Source organism: Pseudomonas simiae, from assembly GCF_900111895.1.
Taxonomy (GTDB): domain Bacteria; phylum Pseudomonadota; class Gammaproteobacteria; order Pseudomonadales; family Pseudomonadaceae; genus Aquipseudomonas; species Aquipseudomonas simiae.
Genome location: NZ_FOKB01000001.1, coordinates 423,666 through 443,762, shown reverse-complemented (window position 1 = coordinate 443,762; position 20,097 = coordinate 423,666). Strand labels below are relative to the sequence as shown.

The following is a 20,097-nucleotide window of genomic DNA, read 5'->3' as shown; positions in this document are numbered from 1 at the left end:
TTGACCATGCGGCATTTGTTTACCTTTCTGCTGGTGTTGTTCGCGGGGTTCGCCCAGGCCGCGCCGGGCAACCCATTTGAGACCAAACCCGACTTCCTGCCGGTGGGCAAAGCCTTCACTTTTACCTCCGAACGTCTTGAAAGTGGCGAGACCCAGCTGTATTGGCAGATTGCCGACGGTTATTACCTGTACAAGCAGCGCATGAAGTTCGATGGACTGGCCAAACAGCCCACGTTGCCGCAAGGCGAGGCCCATAGCGATGAATTCTTCGGCGACCAGGAAGTGTATCGCCAAGGCCTGGAAGTGAAGATTCCGGCCGGCGCCACCGGCCAGGTCAAACTGGGCTGGCAGGGCTGCGCCGATGCGGGCCTGTGCTATCCGCCGCAGTCGATCACCGTGGACCTGGGGGGCAACCCGGCCGTCGCCGCGACCGCCGAAGCCCAGGACCAAAGCCTGGCCAGTGGCCTGCAACAACGCAGTCTGGGCTGGAGCCTGCTGATATTTTTCGGCCTGGGACTGCTGTTGGCCTTTGCGCCGTGTTCATTGCCGATGCTGCCGATTCTCGCCGGTTTGGTGGTTGGCAGTGGCGCCAGCCCGCGTCGTGGGTTTGCCTTGGCCAGCAGCTACGTCGTGTGCATGGCACTGGTGTATGCCGCGCTCGGCGTGCTGGCGGCCTTGCTGGGTGGCAACCTTGCCGCCTGGCTGCAGACGCCGTGGATTCTCGGCAGCTTCGCCGCCCTGTTCGTGCTGCTGGCCCTGCCGATGTTTGGTTTCTTTGAACTGCAACTGCCGGCGTTCCTGCGCGATCGTCTGGACAACGTCAGCCGCCAGCAAAGCGGCGGCAGCCTGGTCGGCGCAGGGATTCTCGGCGCATTGTCCGGCCTGCTGGTGGGCCCATGCATGACCGCCCCCCTGGCCGGTGCCCTGCTGTACATCGCCCAGAGCGGCAACGCGTTACACGGTGGCCTGATCCTGTTCGCCATGGGCATCGGCATCGGCATTCCGCTGTTGTTGCTGGTGACCGTGGGCAATCGCTTCCTGCCCAAGCCGGGCACCTGGATGAATGTGCTCAAGGGCATCTTCGGCTTCCTGTTCCTCGGCACCGCCGTGCTGATGATCCGCCCGGTGGTCGATGAAAGCCTGTGGATCGGCCTGTGGGGCACGCTCGCGCTGGTGATGGCCTACTGCGGTTGGACCCTGGCCCGCGAATACGGCCTGGCCGCCAAGGTGTTCGGCGCCGGTTCCCTGGTGCTCGGCCTGTGGGGCACACTGCTGGTGGTGGGCGCCGCCGGTGGCAGCGATGACCTGTGGCAACCGCTGAAGGTCTACAGCGCTTCGCGGACCGCCGCCGCACCGAGCGCCCACGATGCCTTCATGACCATCAATGATCCCGCCGTGCTGCAAAGCCAGCTCGACAGCGCCAAGGCTCAAGGCCAGTGGGTGCTGGTGGACTATTACGCCGACTGGTGCGTGTCGTGCAAGATCATGGAAAAGCAGGTGTTCGGCAAACCCGAGGTGATGGATGCCCTGAAAGACGTACGCCTGCTGCGCCTGGACGTTACCGCCGACAATGCCGCCAGCCGCGAGCTGCTCGGCCGCTACAAAGTGCCTGGCCCACCGAGTTTCGTGTGGATCGGCCCGGACGGTGAAGAACGCCGCGCCCAACGCATCACTGGCGAAGTGGATGCCGCCGCCTTCCTGCAACGCTGGACGCAAACCCGGGACGCCCTCTGAATGCTGACCCTGACCATCGGCACCTTCGCCATCGCCCTGAATCACATCCTGCTGATCAGCGCACTGATTCTCGCCACCCTGGTGGGCTGGCGCGTGGCCAAGCGTGGTGGTGAAAACCCGGAATCGGTGCTGTTCAGCCTCTTCCTGCTGGGCATGCTGGTGGCCCGCGTCAGCTTTGTGCTGATGTACTGGAGCGATTACAGCCAAGCCCCACTGCAGATGGTCGACCTGCGCGACGGCGGTTTCCTCGCCTGGCCGGGCGTGATCGCGCTGATCCTCGGTGCGCTGCTCTACGGCCGGCGGCGTCCAGCCCTGCGCAAACCGCTGGGCGCTGGGGTGATCACCGGCCTGGTGTTCTGGGGCCTGACCAGCCTGTCCCTGAGCCTGTACGACAAAGGCTCGCAACTGCCGGATATCACCTTGCGCAACGCCGATGGCGACGTGGTGCAACTGGCCGATTACAAAGGCGGCCCGCTGGTGATCAACCTGTGGGCCACCTGGTGCCCGCCATGCCGCCGCGAGATGCCGGTGCTGGAACGTGCCCAACATCAACGTCCCGACGTGACCTTCCTGTTCGTCAACCAGGCCGAAAGCATGCAAAGCGTCAGCACCTTCCTCGCCACACAAGGCCTGACTCTGGACAACATCCTGTTCGACGCCAGCGGTCGCCTCGGCCAGGCCGTGGGCTCGATGGCCTTGCCCACCACGTTGTTCTATCAAGCCGATGGACGCCTGATCAACAGCCACCTCGGCGAACTGTCCCAGGCCAGCCTGGCCCGCGCCATGGAACCCTTCGACTCCGCTCCTGCTGCCACAAGGAAACCGACATGCCCCGCCTCTGCCACCTGCTGACCCTGCTGCCGCTGACGCTTGCAGCCACCCTGGCCCAGGCCGCTGACTGGCCAGCACCGATCAAACAGATCGAGGCCAAAGGCGCCAAGATCCTCGGCAAGTTCGACGCCCCCAGCGGTCTCACCGGCTACGCCGCCCAGTACCAGAACCGCGGCATGGCCCTGTACCTGACCGCCGACGGCAAAAGCGTGATTGCCGGTAGCCTGTACGACGCCCAAGGCAATGACCTGAGCAGCGCGCCTCTGGAAAAACTGGTGTACGCACCGATGGCCAAGGAAGTCTGGGCCAAGATGGAAAAAAGCAGCTGGATCCAGGACGGCGACGTTAAAGCCCCACGCATCGTCTACCTGTTCAGCGACCCTAACTGCCCTTACTGCAACATGTTCTGGGAACAAGCCCGTCCGTGGGTAAAAGCCGGCAAAGTGCAGTTGCGCCACATCATGGTCGGCATCATCCGCGAAGACAGCCCCGGCAAATCCGCCGCGCTGTTTGCCGCCAAAGACCCGCAAAAGGCCCTGGAAGAACACGAAGCCGCCGGTAAGGGCAGCAAGTTGCAGGCGTTGGAGAAGATTCCGGCGGATATCGAGGCCAAGCTTGATGGGAACATGAAATTGATGGATGAGCTGGAGTTGTCGGCGACGCCGGCTATCTTCTATCTGGATGACAAGGGTGGGTTGCAGCAACAGCAGGGGGCACCTTCGCCGGAGAAGTTGGGGAAGATATTGGGGCCGAAATAAAGCACTCTTCCTTATGAATAAGGTCTCCAACTATCAGAGACCTTATCCTGATGCGGCTCAGTGAGACGTAATTAAACTTCGTAAAGTCTGAGCCAAGTCACCCTGAAGTCGTTGCCATTTTGGAACCCCATCCGGCGATTGTCGACGCTGAGCCTTGCAGTGTTTGAAGTTGCCTTGAACGTCCCTCCGAGTAACTCCCAGTCTAAACCAGGCGCTATTACCTCGGTTAAATCGGCTCTATTAACAGTTAGCGCCATCAGAGGCGAAACACCTGAGCTACCGTCATTACAGACCCAGGCTAGGAATTGATATGAGCGTCCCACTTCCAGATTGTTGAACGTCTTGAACAGTTTTTCGCTATCCGTAGCAGGATCCTTTGTATCTGTATAACTCCAGTCACGCAGCCAATAGCCGTTCCAGAAACCATGTGATCCGAAAGCAAGTGCTAGATCCCTGGGGTCAGCGGCGCCACGGCCTCTTTCCCAACCATTCCAACCCTTCTCATCCGGATCGAAGTTAGTTTCATCAATCAAACGCTTGCGAAAGATCAACTTGAGCAAAGGAAAGACGATCGCCTTCGTCACGTCAGTACTACCGTCTACAGTCACCTTGAATTCAAAGGTCAGTTCCACGTTGCTAACGTAATTTGTCAGCTCTAGCCGCGACAGTTCACGCGATAATCCGTTAGTCAGGTCTCCAGCAGTGATGATCTCAGCGTGCATTACCTTAATCACGAGTTCAGTCCCATCTTCCTGAATACCCGTGCACTGCAGCCAACCTCTGTGCCCGACCCGCATGAACCACCATTTCGGCACGGTAATGACGGCATCCCCGAAAAATGCGCTCAAATCCAAAATACCCTTTTGGGTAGCGGGCGGCGTAGCCTGCTCCACAGCGGGCGGCGGCAAGTATCTCGGCAAACTGATCGTCAGGTTCAACGGCAGTGACGTCTGTGCCTTACACGCGGGGGTCACGGTGTAAGTGATTTGCACGGTTTTGCCCATGCTTTCGATCACGGCTTCCGGCGGCAGAGTGAAGATGACTGCCCCCGCCGTACTGCCGGGTTTGGAAGCCAACGGCCAGCAAGTGCCATCCGGTTTTTTCCAGCAAACACTGATGCTGTGCCTGCTGTTGTTTTTTGGGTAATCCACTTCGACATCTACACCGTAGCGCCCATTCCAGGCGGTCAGGTCGGAGCCATCAGCTTGCCTCACCGCAGGCATAGGAAGCGACAGAGGCTCCTGCTCGATTTTGAAGGTCTGAGCAGGAAACTCATAGGCGTTCTCTAGCCCACTCGCCTCACAAAAGCTCGCCGAGAAGTGCAGTTTAAATTCGCTGCAATCGGCCAGCTTTTGAAGTTCAGTCCTTGGAATAGGCGCCTCAACTCCTCGAGCCTTCCAGTCGTCAGTAACGGGCTCATCCAGCAAAATGTCGTACCGGTAAGCGCTGCCGTCCTCGTATTCACCCGAGATCCACATCCAACAAAAACTTGAGCACTCGGCATACGCCCATACAGGCACTGTAGCCAGTGCGGCCCCTGGGAATATATTGAGGTCTACCGTGCCGTTAGTTGCCTCTTCAATATTCGGGTGAATGAACCGGGGCACCGAAACACTGACCAACTGTGCAGGTGATAGCTGTTCTTGTTCGTTGAAGGCAACCGTGTAGGTCAGCGTCATCGACTGGTTGAACAAACAAGCAACGATACAGGGCGATAGTTTGACCGACGCCGGATCCCCGTCATATTCAATGGTCACGCAACCCAACGGTCTCTGCTCGAAACCAGGTCCGCTCACAAAAAAGCAGACACGATCGTCCGCATACGTATCCAGGTCACTTACATCTACAGTCCCTCCGTCTCTGGTGAGTTCAGGATTAAGGCACCAACCACCGTTGTACTCCACAGACTGCCGCAGATGGGGTGCCTTTAGGTCTAGCCGAGGGTCAACAATTAAAGCAGCAGTTCGGCGATATTGAATTTCGAGCGCATTCCTCGGCAAGCGCGTCTCCAGGTGCGGGTCAACCTCGGCGGGAGGCTGGGCCTCCAAGTCGTTCGTGATCCAGCCACATTGAAGGGTAAGCGATCGCCATGGTTTGCGTCGCGCCAACCAACCACGGCGAATTGGGAACTGAAGTACGTTGCCCGGGACAGCATCTTCAGGCGTTAACTTATAGCCATAAACCACTGTGTAAAACACATGCCGAGGAGCGTCCTGCTCGGTAGCCGCAGTGCAGTAAAGCTTATCCCCCGCTTTGGCAAGAGGCGGGACCGGCACAAGAACCGTCTCATCGCCTGTGTGATCGTGCATGTCATAGGTAGGCGTGTTATGCACGATTTTTTCGTGAAGTAAGTAAGGTGCAAGATTTTGACTTTCACTGGCAGGGTAAAACGCTACCCCCACCTCCTTGACCAACGACTCCACGGCCTGCCCTTGTGACTTCCCCGAATATGAAATGAGAGCCGTGAACCCCATGAGTTTCGTCAAGTAAGCCAAAGGGATGTCTATCTTCCGGGCCCCTGACTCACCGCTTGAATCCACAACATCCTCAAGTACCAGCTCAGGCACCTCCTTTGCGCTGAACTTGACTGTGATGGGCGGGTTGTCCATGCGTGCGTCAACGGTCAGGTAGGAGTCCGGCATTTTGGAGGGTTCGATGATGCTATTCACCTCACTGGAAATTAACGGAGCGGCAACTTCCAGAGCTTGGGGCTTGATCGACTTTGGTGTTTTTGCATCGACAGGATCTGAGGGAACTTCAGCTGTTGTTTTTTCTTTAGCCATGACAGGAACTCCATGTTCGAGGGGTTATGGCCCTCAGCCAGTCCGAGGCCGAGAGCCGCCCTTTAGTGAGCGCCTTTGATGCACCTTCGCCTACTGTCAGAATTAACAGTTCTGACGAAGCCCTACGCTGCTGCCGACCAACGGCCCTCTCACAACCCCTCCAACTCCGCCATCAAATCACTCAACCGATCTACCTTCTCGGCACTGACCTCATTGGCTGCCAGCCCGTCGATATACTCGGCCAATTCCGCCACCGTGCTGCACTCGAACATTGCGCGTAGCGGCACATCACGTTGCAGGGTCTTCTGCACCCGCGAGGCAATCTGCGTGGCCAGCAACGAGTGCCCGCCCAGTTCGAAGAAGTTGTCCTGCACCCCTACCCTCTCGACTTTCAGCACCTCGGCCCAGATGGCGGCCAACGTAGCCTCCAGTTCGTTGCGCGGTGCCAGGTAGTCCTGGCTTTGCAGCTGGCCGATCTCCAGCGCCGGCAACGCCTTGCGGTCGAGTTTGCCGTTGGCGTTGAGCGGCAGGCGGTCGAGCCAGAGCCAGTGCAGCGGCACCATGTATTCTGGCAGTTCGGCGCGCAGGCGTTGCTTGATGCGGTCCAGGCGTTCGCTTGGGTTCAGTGCTTCATCCGCCGCCACCAGGTAGCCGACCAGGTGCTTGCCATTCATGCCTTCCTGCACGCCCACCGCCGCATCGCGCACTTCCGGTTGTTCGTGCAGGCGCGCTTCGATTTCACCCAGTTCGATGCGGTAGCCGCGAATCTTCACTTGGTGGTCGACACGTCCGACGTACTCCAGCACGCCGTCACTGCGACGGCGCGCGAGGTCGCCGGTGCGGTAGAGTCGTTCGCCCGGTGCGCCGAAGGGGTTTGGCACAAATACGGGCGCGGTGCGCAGCGGGTCGCTGACGTAACCGCGGCCGACACCCGTGCCGGCCACGCACAACTCACCCACCGCGCCTTGCGGTACCAGTTCCAGTGCGCCATCCAGCAGGTACAAACGGTTGTTGTCGGTGGGCGTACCAATCGGCAAATAGGTGCCTCGGGTAGACGCCAGGTCGACACGATAGAACGCCACATCGTCCGAACACTCCGCCGGGCCGTAAGCGTTGACCAGCCCAATCTCCGGATAACGCTGCAACCACTGGTGCGCCAGTTCCGGTGGCATCGCTTCGCCGGTCGGCAGCATCCAGCGCAGGCCATCCAGGCCGATGCGGTCCTGTGCAAGCATGCCCTGGATCAATGACGGCACGCTTTCCAACAAGGTGATGCCCTGGGCCTGGACATGTTCCAGCAGGCCCTGGGGATCATGCGCGATGGTGTTCGGCACGATGTCCACCCGCGCGCCGAACAGCGGCGCAGCGAGGAACTGCCATACGGAAATATCAAAGCTCTGCGACGCGGTTTGCGCAATCACATCCGCGTCGCTCAAGGCCAGGTACGGCACTTTGCTCAGTTGGTTATTGAGCATGCCGCGCTGTTCCACCATCACGCCCTTGGGCAGACCGGTGGAACCGGAGGTATAGATCACGTAGGCAAGGTTATCCGGAGCGCTGTAGACACCGGGGTTTTCACCACGCGCGGGTATTTCCTCCCACACCAGAAGCTGGCAGTCAAAACCGTCCAGCAACTCGATGGCTTGCTCACGGGATGCTTCGGTGCACACCAGCAATGGCGTGCGGCTCAAGTCGAGGATGCTGCGCAGGCGCTGGCTCGGCAGGCCTGGGTCCAGCGGCAGGTAGCCGGCACCGGCCTTGAAGCTACCGATGATCATGCCGAGCAGGTCGAGGTTACGCTCGGCCAACAACGCCACCGGTTGATCCAGGCCGACACCCGCTGCCATCAGCGCGTGGCCCAGGCCGTTGCTGCGACGGTTCAGTTCGTCATAGGTCCATTGCTGGTCGAGGCAACTGGCGGCGATGCGCTGCGGATGAGCGGCGACCTGCTCTTCGAACAGCTCGATGTAGCTGCGCTCCAGCGGGTAGTCGTGCTCGCTCTGGTTGCAGCCTTCCATCAGGAACTCACGCTCCTGCTCGCCAATCAGCGGCAGGTCGGCCATGTCACCCTGGAAGCCTTGGACCAGCGCCAGCAGCAGGCGCTTGAACTCGCCGAGCATGCCTTGCACGGTGATTTCGTCGAAGTAGCGTTGGTCGTAGGACAGGTGCAGCCCCAGGTCATCACCTGGATAGCACACGGCGGTCAGCGGGAAGTTGGTGTGGGTGCGGCCGGAATCCGAGGTGGCGTTCAGGCTTTGTGCACGGTCCAGCACCGAGACTTCCACCGGGGCGTTTTCGAACACGAACAGGCTGTCGAACAGCGGCTGGCCCTTGGGCAGTTCGCTGTGTTCCTGGATCGTCACCAGTGGCAGGTACTCGTACTCGCGCAGTTGCATATTGCTGTCGAGCAGATCGCTCAACCACTGGCGCACGCTGCACGCTTGACCGTCCTCGGGCAGTTTCACCCGCAGGGCGATACTGTTGATGAACAGGCCGACGGTGCGTTGCATCTCGGGCATTTCCACCGGGCGCCCGGCCACGGTGACACCGAACAGCACGTCGCGATCGCCGCTCAAACGGCGCAGCACCAGCGCCCACGCCGCCTGGGCGAAGGTGTTGACGGTCAGTTGGTGAGCCTGTGCCAGTTCGCGCAGTTGTGCACCGTCGCGGGCATCGAGACGGGTGTAGCAATCGCCCACCACCATGCCGCCGCTGTGGCCCGCGTGTTCACGCAGGAACGGCCGGTCGCTCGGGATTGGCGTGGTGCGCTCGAAGCCTTGCAGGTTCTGTTGCCACCATTGGCGTGCCTCATTGAGGTTCTGGCGTTGCAGCCAGGCAATGTAGTCGCGGTAGCGCGGCGGCGTGGCCAGTTGCGCGTCGCGGCCTTCACCGAGGGCCATGTAGAGCTCGAAGAAGTCATTCATCAGCAATGAACGGCACCAGGCATCGATAAGGATGTGGTGGTTGCTCATCATGAACCAGTAACGCTCGGCGCCGACGCGGATCAGGCGCAGGTGGAACGGTGCCTGGTTGAGCAGATCGAAGCCGGCTTCGCGCTCTTGCTTGAGCAGCGCTTGCAGGCGCGGCTCCTGCTGGTCCTCCGGATCGTCGCTCCAGTCCAGGTACTCAATCGGCGTGCTGCCGGGTGTGTGGATCACTTGCAGCATGTCTTCGCCGACGTTCCAGCAGAACGACGCGCGCAGGGCTTCGTGGCGGGCGATCACCGCCTGCCAAGCCTGGGCGAAACGCTCGGGGTCCAGGGCGCTGTTGATGCGGTAGCGGTCCTGCATGTAGTAGAGGCCGGTGCCGGGCTCCAGCAGGGTGTGCAATAGCAGGCCTTCCTGCATCGGGGTCAGCGGGTAGACATCTTCGATGGCGCTGGCGGCAATCGGCAAGCTGTCGAGTTGCGCCTGGGTCAGGTGCGCCAGCGGGAAGTCGGACGGTGTAAGACCACCGGCGTCGTCCTCCAGACAATGTGCAACCAGGCTTTGCAGCTCGGTGAGGTAGGCATCGGCCAGTTCATGGATGCTCTGTTGATCGTGGCGTTCGCGGCTGAAGGTCCAGCGCAGCACCAGCTCACCACCATACACCTGGCTGTCGACGCTCAACTCGTTGGGCAGCGGCGCGTCCGGGTCATGGGCCAGGCCGGCGGATTCATCCAGCGGGTGGAACAGCGCATCGGCGCCGAAGCTCTGGTCGAACTGGCCGAGGTAGTTGAAGGTGATCTGCGCGCTCGGCAGTGCGGCCAGGGTCTGCTTGCACAGGTCATCGGAGAGGTAGCGCAGCACGCCATAGCCCAAGCCTTTATGCGGCACGGCGCGCAGTTGTTCCTTGATCGCCTTGATCGAATCGCCCTGCCCGGTTTGCGGGGTCAGGCGCAGCGGATAGGCACTGGTGAACCAGCCGACGCTGCGGGTCAGGTCGATGTCATCGAACAGGGTTTCGCGGCCGTGGCCTTCCAGTTGGATCAACGCGCAAGCGTGACCGCTCCAGCGGCACAACACGCGGGCCAAGGCGGTCAGCAACAGGTCGTTGACCTGGGTGCGATAGGCGCTTGGGGCTTGCTGCAGCAACTGGCGGGTGTGTTCGGCATCCAGGCGCACGCTGACGGTGTCGGCATCGCGGTTGCGCAGCGACCCTTGTGGGCGGGCCACCGGCAATGCGGCGTCAGGGCCGGCCAACTGGTGCTGCCAGACGCTCAATTCCTCACGCAAGGATTCGCTACCGGCATACGCCTGTAAACGCGCGGCCCAATCACGCAGGGCACTGGTCTTGGCCGGCAGGCTGACGGACTGGCCATCGTTCAACTGGCGATAAACCGTTTGTAGATCTTCCAGCAATACACGCCACGACACGCCGTCCACCACCAGGTGATGGATCGCGATCAACAGGCGTTGCTGCCCCTCGGGCCCGTCCACCAGCAAGGCGCGCAGTAGCGGGCCGTGCTCCAGGTCGAGGCTGCGTTGGGTGTCGGTGAACAGCGCGGTGCAGTGCGCCATGTCACGCACTTGCGCCTGCATCAGCACGCCGCCTTGCGGCACGGCCCTGTGTTCGGCGTGCCATTGGGCGTCGCGCTTGGAGAAGCTCAGGCGCAAGGCGTCATGGTGTTCCAGTACCGCCAGCAGCGCTTGTTCCAGGCGCTGGGGGTCGAGCAACTGCAGCGGCTTGAGGACCAGCGCCTGGTTCCAGTGCTGACGGTTCGGGGTCTCGGTGTCGAAGAACCAATGCTGGATCGGCGTGAGACCCGAACTGCCGGTCAGCAGGCCCTGCTCTGCCGTAACCTGCTCGGAGCGCGTAGCCACAGCAGCCAGGGTCTGCACGGTCTGGTGCTGAAACAGGTCGCGAGGGCTGAAATGAATCCCGGCCTGCCGCGCGCGGCTGACCACCTGGATCGACAGGATCGAGTCGCCCCCCAGCTCGAAGAAGTTATCGTCCAGGCCGACTTGTTGCACGTTCAGCACCGCGCACCAGATCGCCGCCAGGGTGCTTTCCAGTTCGTTGCGGGGTGCCACGTAGTGTTGGCGGTTGGCTTCGGGATCCGGCTGCGGCAAGGCACGGCGGTCGAGCTTGCCGTTGGCGGTCAGCGGCATGCTGTCCAGCACGATCAGGTGCGCGGGCACCATGTAGTCCGGCAGGTGCGCCTTGAGATGGGCCTTCAGCGCATCACGCAGCGCGACGTGCTCGGCATCGCTGACCAGATACGCCACCAACTGTTTGCCGCTCGGCGCATCCAGCGCCAGCACCACCGCTTCGCGCACGGCGTCATGCTCCAGCAGGCGGGTTTCGATCTCGCCCAGTTCGATACGGAAACCGCGAATTTTCACCTGGTGGTCAATACGCCCGAGGTAGTCCACCAAGCCATCGACGCGCTGGCGCACGAGGTCACCGGTGCGGTACAGGCGCCCGCCGTTGCGCGCAAACGGGTCCGCGACAAAACGTTCGGCGGTCATGCCCGGACGCTGGTGATACCCCTGCGCCAGACCCGCACCGCCCACGTATAACTCGCCGGTCGCGCCTTGCGGCACCAAGGCCAGGTCGGCGTCGAGAATATAAGCCACGCGGTCACCGATGATGCTGCCGATCGGCACGCTGGCGGCGCCCTCCTCCAAGTGCTCGGGCGCCAGGCTGGCCAGCGGCATCACTACGGTTTCAGTCGGGCCATAGGCGTTGAAGAACACCTGGGGCTGGAACGCGGCACGGATGCGCTGCAAGTGTTCGCCGGTCAGGGCTTCGCCGCCGGTAATGCACATACGCACCGGCAAGGTCTGCTGCCGGGTCGCCAACCACTGCGCCAACTGGCTGCCGTAGCTCGGGGTGAAGCCCAGGATGTTGATGCCATGGGTGCGTATCAATCCGCAGATTTCCTCGGCATCCCACTGCCCCTGAGCCCGCAACACCACCTGTGCGCCACTGAGCAGCGGCACCAGCAGACGCTCGGTGGCCGCATCGAAGTTGATCGAATAGAAGTGCAGCTCGCAGTCATCCGCGCGCATGCCAAACCGCTCGATCACCGCCGCGCAATGCATGGCGATTTCACCGTGGGATACCACCACGCCTTTCGGCTTGCCGGTGGAGCCGGAGGTGTAGATCAAGTACGCCTGGTGTTGCGGCAGGCTGATAAACGGCAGCGCATCGGCCGGGTAGTTGGCCAGCACCGGCAAGTCATCCTCCAGACACCAGCACGCAACAGTGGCCGGTAACTCGCCGAGGGCCTCGAACATCGCCGCATCGCTGAGCAGCAGGCCGATGCCGCTGTCTTCGATCATGTAGTGCAGGCGGTCCAGCGGGTATTCCGGGTCCAGCGGCACATAGGCACCGCCGGCCTTGAGGATCGCCAGCAGGCCGATGACCATTTCCAGGGAGCGCGGCAACGCCAGGCCGACACGCACCTGCGGGCCGACGCCACGTTCGCGCAGCATCCAGGCCAGGCGGTTGGCGCGGGCGTCGAGTTCTCGGTAGCTGAGGGTCACGCCGGCAAAGGTCAGCGCCGGCGCATCGCCACGGGCTGCCACCTGCTGGCTGAACAGTGGGTGGATGCACTGATCGAGACGGTGCTCGCCATTCTCAATGCCCAGGCTGTCTTGCAACACACGCTGTTCATCCGCCCCCAGCAACGGCAATTCGCTGAGGCGTTGCCGCGGATCCGCGATCAAGGCTTCCAGCAGATTGCGCCAATGGGCGGCCATGCGCGCAATGCGTGGCTCGTCGAACAGGTCAGTGCTGTAGGTCAGGCAGCAACCCAGGCGATGGTCGAGGTCGGTGACTTCCAGGTTGAGGTCGAACTTGGTCGCCCGCGCATCGTTGGCCAGGTATTCGACGGTCATGCCGGCCAGTTGGCGGCTCTGTTGGAATTCCCAGCGCTGCACGTTGCACATCACCTGGAACAGCGGGTTGTACGCCGCGCTGCGCGGGGGTTGCAGGGCCTCCACCAGGTGATCGAACGGCAGGTCTTGATGGGACTGACCCTCGATCACGGTGTGGCGCACGTGCTCGAACAACTCAGCGACATTCATCTGCCCATTGAGCTGGCACCGCAGCACCTGGGTGTTGAGGAAGGCACCAATCAAGCCTTCGCTTTCAGGACGGATACGGTTGGCAACCGGGGCGCCGATACGCAAGTCGGTCTGGCCGCTATAACGGTAGAGCAGCACGGCCAGGGTGGCGGTCATGGTCATGAACAGGGTCAGGCCGCGCTCGGCATTGAAGGCACGCACGCGGGCAGCGAGGTCGTCGCTGAGGTCGAAGCGGTACAACTCGCCCTGGTGGCTTTGCACAGGCGGGCGTGGACGGTCGCCGGGCAGTTCCAGCAGCGGGTGTTCATTGCCCAGTTGCGCAGTCCAGTAATCCAGCTGACGCTGGCGCTCGCCGGACTCCAGCCACTGACGCTGCCACACGCTGTAGTCGAGGTATTGCACGGGCAGCGGCGCCAGCGGCGAGTCGCGCTCGTCGATAAAGGCCTCGTACAACGCGCTGAGTTCACGGGCAAAGATGTCCATGGCCCAGCCTTCGGTGACGATATGGTGCAGGGTCAGCACCAGGTAGTGTTCCTGCTCGCCGGCCTTGACCAGGCACGCACGCAACAACGGCCCGGTTTCCAGGTTGAACGGCGTGTGTGCCTCATGATCAGCCAGTCGCTGCAGGCGCGGTTGACGGTCGGCTTCGCTCAGCGCGGAGAAATCCTGCCAATCCATGCGCAGCCCGGTCTGCGGCGAAACGTTCTGATAAGCCACACCATCGACGCTCGGAAACGTCGTGCGCAGGGTTTCGTGACGCATGATCAGCGCTTGCAGCGCCGCCTCGAAACGCCCCACGTCCAGCACGCCGCGCAAACGCGCCATGCCGCCGACGTTGTAGGCCGGGCTGTCCGGTTCCATCTGCCACAGGAACCACATGCGCTGCTGGGAATAGGACAGCGGCACGGGTTGGCCGCGGTCGACCTTGGCGATGACGGTCTGTTGGTTGCGTTGGCCCGAGGCCTGGATCAGGCCGACCTGCTCGGCAAACGCCCCCAGTTCACTGGCGTCGAACAAGGTGCGCAACGGCAGTTCCACATCACAGGCCTGGCGGGTGCGGGAGATGATCTGCGTGGCCAGCAACGAGTGGCCGCCGAGGGCGAAGAAGTCATCGCGCAGACCAATGCTTGGCAGGCCGAGAACTTCGCGCCAGATCGCGGCGATTTGCTGTTGCAGCGGCGTTTCGGGTTCGACGTGTTCACGCACTTGCCACACCGGCTCCGGCAACGCGCGGCGGTCCAGCTTGCCGCTGGGGCTCAACGGCATGGCGTCCAGACGCATCAGCAGCGCGGGCACCATGTATTCCGGCAACTCCGCGGCCAGGGCGGTTTTGACCTGTTGTTCGTCCAGGTCGCCATGGGCGGTGAAGTAGCCAATCAACTGCCCGTCACGCACCAGCACCACAGCTTGAGCGATGCCCTCCTGGGCGAGCATGCGCGCCTCGATTTCTTCCGGCTCCACACGGAAGCCGCGCAGCTTGACCTGCTGGTCGAGACGCCCGAGGTACTCGATCACACCGTCGGCGCTCCAACGGGCGCGGTCACCGGTGCGGTACAGGCGGGCGCCTTGGTGATCGGCGACAAAACGCTCAGCCGTCAACCCGGCGCGGCCAAGGTAACCCCGGGCCAGGCCGATACCGCCGATGCACAGCTCACCCGGCACGCCCAGCGGCACGGGGTTGAGCTGCTCATCCAGCACGCGGCAGATCACGTTGCCCAGTGGCCGACCAATCGGCGAGCGCTCGCCGTCTTCTGCGCGACAGTGCCAGTGCGTCACGTTGATCGCGGTTTCGGTCGGGCCATAACGGTTATGCAATTGCACGGCTGGCAACTGGGCCAGAACGCGGTTGCGCAGTTCGGCGGGCAAGGCTTCCCCGCCCGAGAACAAGCGCCGCAGGCTGGTGCATTCGGCCACCAGCGGTTCGTCGATAAACAACTGCAACAGCGGCGGCACGAAGTGCAGCGTGGTCACGCCGTGTTCCTGCACCAACTGCGCGATCCGATGCGGGTCGCGATGCTCACCGGGCCCGGCCAGTACCAGGCGGCACCCAGTGATCAGCGGCCAGAAGCATTCCCACACCGACACGTCGAAACTGATCGGTGCCTTCTGCATCAGCACGTCGGTTTCGTTGAGTGGATAAGTGGCCTGCATCCACTGCAAGCGCTCGGCCAGCGCGGCATGGGTGATGCCCACGCCTTTGGGCTGGCCGGTGGAACCGGAGGTGTAGATCACGTAGGCGAGGTTATCACCGTGCAAATGCAGGCCGGGCGGCTGGGTGGGCCAACTGTCCAGGTGCAGGCTGTCCATGGCGATGACACACACGCCGCAGGCAGCCGGCACCTGCTCCAGCAGCGCGGTCTGGGTCAGCAGCAGGTGAACGCCGCTGTCCTTGAGCATGTAGGCCAGGCGCTCGGTGGGGTAATCCGGGTCCAGCGGCACGTAAGCGCCCCCGGCCTTGATGATCGCCAGCAAGCCGATCAACAGTTGCGGCGAACGTTCGGCGGCGATGGCCACGCACACGTCCGGGCCGACGCCTTTGTCACGCAGGTAATGGGCCAGGCGGTTGGCCTGGGTGTGCAATTGGGCGAAGGTCAGGCTGCCGCCGCCCCAGACCAGCGCGGTGGTGTCCGAGGTCTGCTGGTTGAGCAGTTCGGGCAGCCACACTTGGGCCGGTGCGCAGGGTGCTTCGCTGTAAAGGGCTTGTTCGTCGTGCTGCATCAGCATGAGGTCGCCGATGGCTTGCCGGGGCTGTTCGCAGATGGCGTGCAACAGGTTGATGTAGTGCTCGGCGAGGCGCTGGATGGTCGCGCTTTCGAACAGTTCATCGGCATAGTCGAACGACAGGCTCAGGCGCCCGTTGCGGTCTTCTTCGGTGTGCAGTTGCAAATCGAACTTGGCTTCGCGGCTGTGCCACGGCAACTCGTCGGCGAGCATGCCCGGCAGGCGGCGCAAGGCGCTGAGGTCGCGTTGCTGGTGGTTGAACATGACCTGGAACAGGCCCTGCTCGCGGGCCTGCGGGAAGGCCTCCAGCAGTTGTTCGAATGGCAAATCCTGATGGGCCTGGGCGCCCAGCGCAGCCTGGCGTGTCGCGGCCAACAGTTCAGTGAAGGGCAAGCGCCCATCCAGCTCGGCGCGCAGCACCAAGGTGTTGATGAAGAAGCCGACCAGGCCTTGGGTTTCCTGGCGCGGGCGGTTGGCGTTGGGCACGCCGATGCGGATATCGCGTTGGCCGCTGTAACGGTAGAGCACGCTCTGGAAGGCTGCCAGCAACAGCATGAACGGGGTGGACTCGTGGGTCCGGGCGGTCTGGCGAATGGCTTCGCTGAGGCTCGCGCCAAGGCGCACAGTGTGGCGTGAGGCACTGTGACGGTGGTGTACCGAGCGCGGGTGGTCGGTCGCCAGGCTCAGGGTGGGATGCTCTTCACCCAACTGCGCTTTCCAGTACGCCAGTTGACGCTGGCCTTCACCTTCGGCCAGCCATTGGCGCTGCCAAGTGCCGTAGTCGGCGTATTGCAGGGCCAGGGGCGGCAGCTCCAGGGTCTGGCCCTGGACTGCGGCGGCATAGAGGCGTGAGAACTCGTCCATCAGGATATTGAGCGACCAGCCGTCGGCGATGATGTGGTGCAGCGTCACCAGCAGTTGGTGATCTTCATCGTCCAGACGCACCAGGGTCACCCACAACAGCGGACCTTTTTCCAGGTCGAACTGGGTGCGCGCTTCGTCTTCGCGGATCTGTTGCGCACGGGCTTCGCGCTCGGCAACGGGCAGGTCGCTGAGGTCGATGACTTGCAGGTCGAAATCGGCCTTGGTATCGACACACTGGAAAGCCTGGCCGTCGCGCTCGTAGAAGCGTGTACGCAGGGCTTCGTGGCGCTGGATCAGTTGCTGGAAGCTGGTACGCACCGCGTCTTCATCCAGCTCGCCGCGCAGGCGCAGGGCGCCGGGGATGGTGTAGGCGCTGCTGTGGGGGTCCAGTTGCCAGGTGATCCACAGGCGGTTCTGTGCCAGGGATTGGGGCAATTCCTCTTGGCGCGACAGGCTGTGGATCGCGCCTTGGGCGACGCCGCCGTCCTGCTGCAACTGCGCAACGCTGGCGGCAAAGCCTTCCAGGGTCGGTGCTTCGAACAGCATGCGCAGGTTAAGCTCCAGGCCGAGGCTTTCGCGCAGGCGTGCGACCACCTGGGTGGCGGTGATGGAGTTGCCGCCGAGTAAGAAGAAGTGGTCATCGGCCGCAACCGTCGCCACCTGCAACTGCTCGCACCAGATCGCCGCAATCTGGTTGTGCAGTTCGGATTCCAGCGCCCCATCGCCCTCCTGCGCGTGCAGGTCCGGGAACTGCGCATAGCTGTCGAGGCTACCGTCCTTGTGACGAAGCCCACAGGCCGCGCGCTGCAGCTTGCCGCTGGAGGTCTTCGGCAAGGCGCCAGGGTTGAGCAGCACCACCACGCTTGGCGCCTCTTGATACGCCTCGGCGACGGCTTGGCGAATCGCCTTGATCAGCGCCTCGGGCGCCAGGATTTTCTGCACACTGCGGCTGATTTCAGCGGCAATGCCGATGCCTTCCAGGCCCTGCTCATTCACTGCAAATGCGGCGACCCGGCCTTTGCGTACCACCTCCACTTCGCGCTCGATGGTCTGCTCGATGTCTTGTGGGTACAGGTTGTGGCCGCGCACGATCAGCAGGTCTTTGAGGCGACCGGTGATGTACACCTCACCGTCACGGATGAAGCCCAGGTCGCCCGTACGCAGCCACCTACGGCCGGCATGTTGCACAAAGGTCTTGGCGGTGGCTTCGGGGTTACGCCAGTAGCCGTGGGCGATGCTCGGACCCGTGGCCCAGAGTTCGCCGACGTGGTTGTCGGGCAGCTCGGCAAGGGTATGCGGGTCAGCGATCAGCACCGCGTGTTCCGGCTGGCGGGTGCCACAGCTCATGATCGCACTGCCCTGCCCCGGCTCGGCGCGATTGGCGGCCAGGGCCTGATCGTCGACGCGCATCGCCGCAATGCCCTGGCCACGGCTGCCGCCCGCGACAAACAGGGTCGCCTCGGCCAGGCCGTAGGAGGCAAAGAAATGGTTCGGGGTAAAACCGCAGGCGGCGAACTTCTCGGCGAAGCGTTCCAGAGTGTCGAGGCGGATCGGCTCGGAGCCGGAATAGGCCACGCGCCACCGGCTCAAATCCAGGCGCTCCAACGCGGTCTCGCTGACCCTTTCGCTGCACAGGCGATAGGCGAAGTCCGGACCGCCGCTGATGGTGCCGCCGTATTCACTGATCGCTTCCAGCCAACGTAACGGTCGCCCGAGGAAGTAGGCCGGCGACATCAGCACGCAGGGCACACCACTGAAGATCGGTTGCAGCAGACCGCCAATCAGCCCCATGTCGTGGTACAGCGGCAGCCAACTGACGATCACGTCATCGGGGTTCAGGTCGATGCCGAAACCGCGACGGATCAACACTTCGTTGGCCACCAGGTTACCGTGGCTGACTTGCACGCCCTTGGGCAACGCGGTGGAACCTGAGGTGTATTGCAGGAAGGCGATGTCGTCCGGATGCAGGTCAGGGGCGACCCAATTGCCGGCACCTTCCAGCCGATCGACGCTCAATACGGGCGGCGCATTTTCGAGCTGCGACAAGCCATCGGCGAGGCTGGCGATGGTCAGCAGCAGACGCGGTTCGGCATCGCTGATGATCGACAGCAGGCGCGCCTGATGGTGGCGACGGGTGGACTCCGGCGGATAGGCCGGCACCGCGATCACACCCGCGTACAGGCAACCAAAGAACGCCGCGACATAATCCGGGCCACTGGGGAACAACAGCACGGCACGGTCGCCCAGGTCCGCATTGGCCTGCAAGGCGGCGGCGATGGTGCGGGCACGCTGATCCAGATCGCGATAACTGAGCACAACGCTGTGCTCGGCGGACTCGGCGAGGAAGCGCAAGGCGACCTGGTCCGGGGTCTGCGCAGCACGACGTTGAAGGGACTGGACCAGGGTACGGGGAAGTTCGAAGGCGTCCATCATGGGGTTCCTGCCTGAAATCGGCTTACGGGAAATTCGAGAATTCGGGGGGGCTGGCTCAGCCGACGGCAAGTGGACGTGCCACGCCATTGCGCCATCGGGCCAGGTGTTCCTCGGCGTAGCGCCGCATGCAGCGCAGCACGGCGCTTTCGTGCTGTATGAGGAAGAAGTGGTGGCCGTCGAACATGTCCAGGGAAAAGCCACTGGCGGCATCCAGTTGCCAGTCGAGCAGTTGGTCGGCGCGCACGCTGTCCTGTTTGCCGCCAAACACGTGAATCGGCATGCCCAGCGGTGTGCGCTCGCCGTAGCTGAAGCTGCCGCACAGCAGGAAATCCGCGCGCAGGATCGGCAGCATCAACTGCATCAACTCGGGGTTGGTCAGGGCTTCTTCGGCGGTGCCTTGCAGCTCGCGCAGGCGGGCGATCAGTTGTGCGTCGGTCTTTTCGATGGCGTATTCGCTGACGTCGCGGCGTGCCGGCCCGGCCGTGCCGGAAGCGAACAGGGCCAGCGGCGACGGCACGTCGCGCGCACGCAGCGCATGCGCCAACTCGAAGGCGAGCAGGCCGCCGAGGCTGTGACCGAACAAGGCGTAGGGGCCGTTCAGGTCGCGGCTGATTTCATCGGCGAGCTGGGCCGCCAACACCTTGATGTCGCGCTGCAACGGCTCGTCCATGCGCATGCCACGCCCGGGCAATTCCAGTGGGCATACCTGCAACCACTCGGGCAGGGCCCGACGCCAGCGCGCGTAAACCATGGCGCTGGCGCCCGAATAGGGCAGGCAGAACAGCCGCAGTCGGGTCGGCGCACTCATCGAGTGACGACTCCAAACTGAAACACGCTGTATGCACGATAAAAACCCATTTCGTCCTCCTGCGGGTGCTGGTCCTTGGCCGTTTTACTAACGGACCTGTCACCCAGAAGAACGGACGGCACCAGCAAATAATTAGTCGCCGGGTACGAGCG

At 62.7% G+C, this 20,097-nt stretch carries 6 protein-coding genes; 3 read left to right on the top strand and 3 right to left on the bottom strand.

Annotated elements, in window-relative coordinates; genetic code table 11:
- The first annotated feature begins 6 nt into the window (after window positions 1-6).
- Genes dsbD through dsbG form a run of 3 tightly spaced genes read left to right on the top strand, consistent with a single transcriptional unit; the run spans window position 7 to window position 3,323 of the window.
- Window positions 7-1,734, top strand: coding sequence for a protein-disulfide reductase DsbD (dsbD, locus tag BMZ57_RS01995; protein WP_042571853.1), 1,728 nt, complete (start codon window positions 7-9; stop codon window positions 1,732-1,734).
- A complete protein-coding gene (locus BMZ57_RS01990) occupies window positions 1,735-2,586 on the top strand; it encodes a TlpA disulfide reductase family protein (RefSeq protein ID WP_010208811.1) in 852 nt (283 codons plus the stop codon).
- The gene (dsbG, locus tag BMZ57_RS01985; RefSeq protein ID WP_047540454.1) at window positions 2,562-3,323 is read left to right on the top strand and encodes a thiol:disulfide interchange protein DsbG; all 762 of its coding nucleotides are present in this window, start codon (window positions 2,562-2,564) and stop codon (window positions 3,321-3,323) included. Before BMZ57_RS01990 ends, dsbG begins: the two co-directional genes overlap by 25 nt.
- Window positions 3,324-3,394: 71 nt before the next feature.
- Here dsbG and BMZ57_RS01980 read toward each other — a convergent pair whose 3' ends face one another.
- From BMZ57_RS01980 to BMZ57_RS01970, 3 genes are all read right to left on the bottom strand, one after another.
- Window positions 3,395-6,106, bottom strand: a complete 2,712-nt coding sequence (locus BMZ57_RS01980; protein WP_010208809.1) for a hypothetical protein — start codon at window positions 6,104-6,106, stop codon at window positions 3,395-3,397.
- A gap of 149 nt (window positions 6,107-6,255) precedes the next feature.
- The gene (locus tag BMZ57_RS01975; protein WP_074900384.1) at window positions 6,256-19,137 is read right to left on the bottom strand and encodes a non-ribosomal peptide synthetase; all 12,882 of its coding nucleotides are present in this window, start codon (window positions 19,135-19,137) and stop codon (window positions 6,256-6,258) included.
- A 55-nt stretch (window positions 19,138-19,192) separates the two neighbouring features.
- Window positions 19,193-19,945: a thioesterase II family protein gene (locus BMZ57_RS01970; RefSeq protein ID WP_069673209.1), complete on the bottom strand. Its 753-nt coding sequence runs from the start codon at window positions 19,943-19,945 to the stop codon at window positions 19,193-19,195.
- Window positions 19,946-20,097 lie beyond the last annotated feature (152 nt).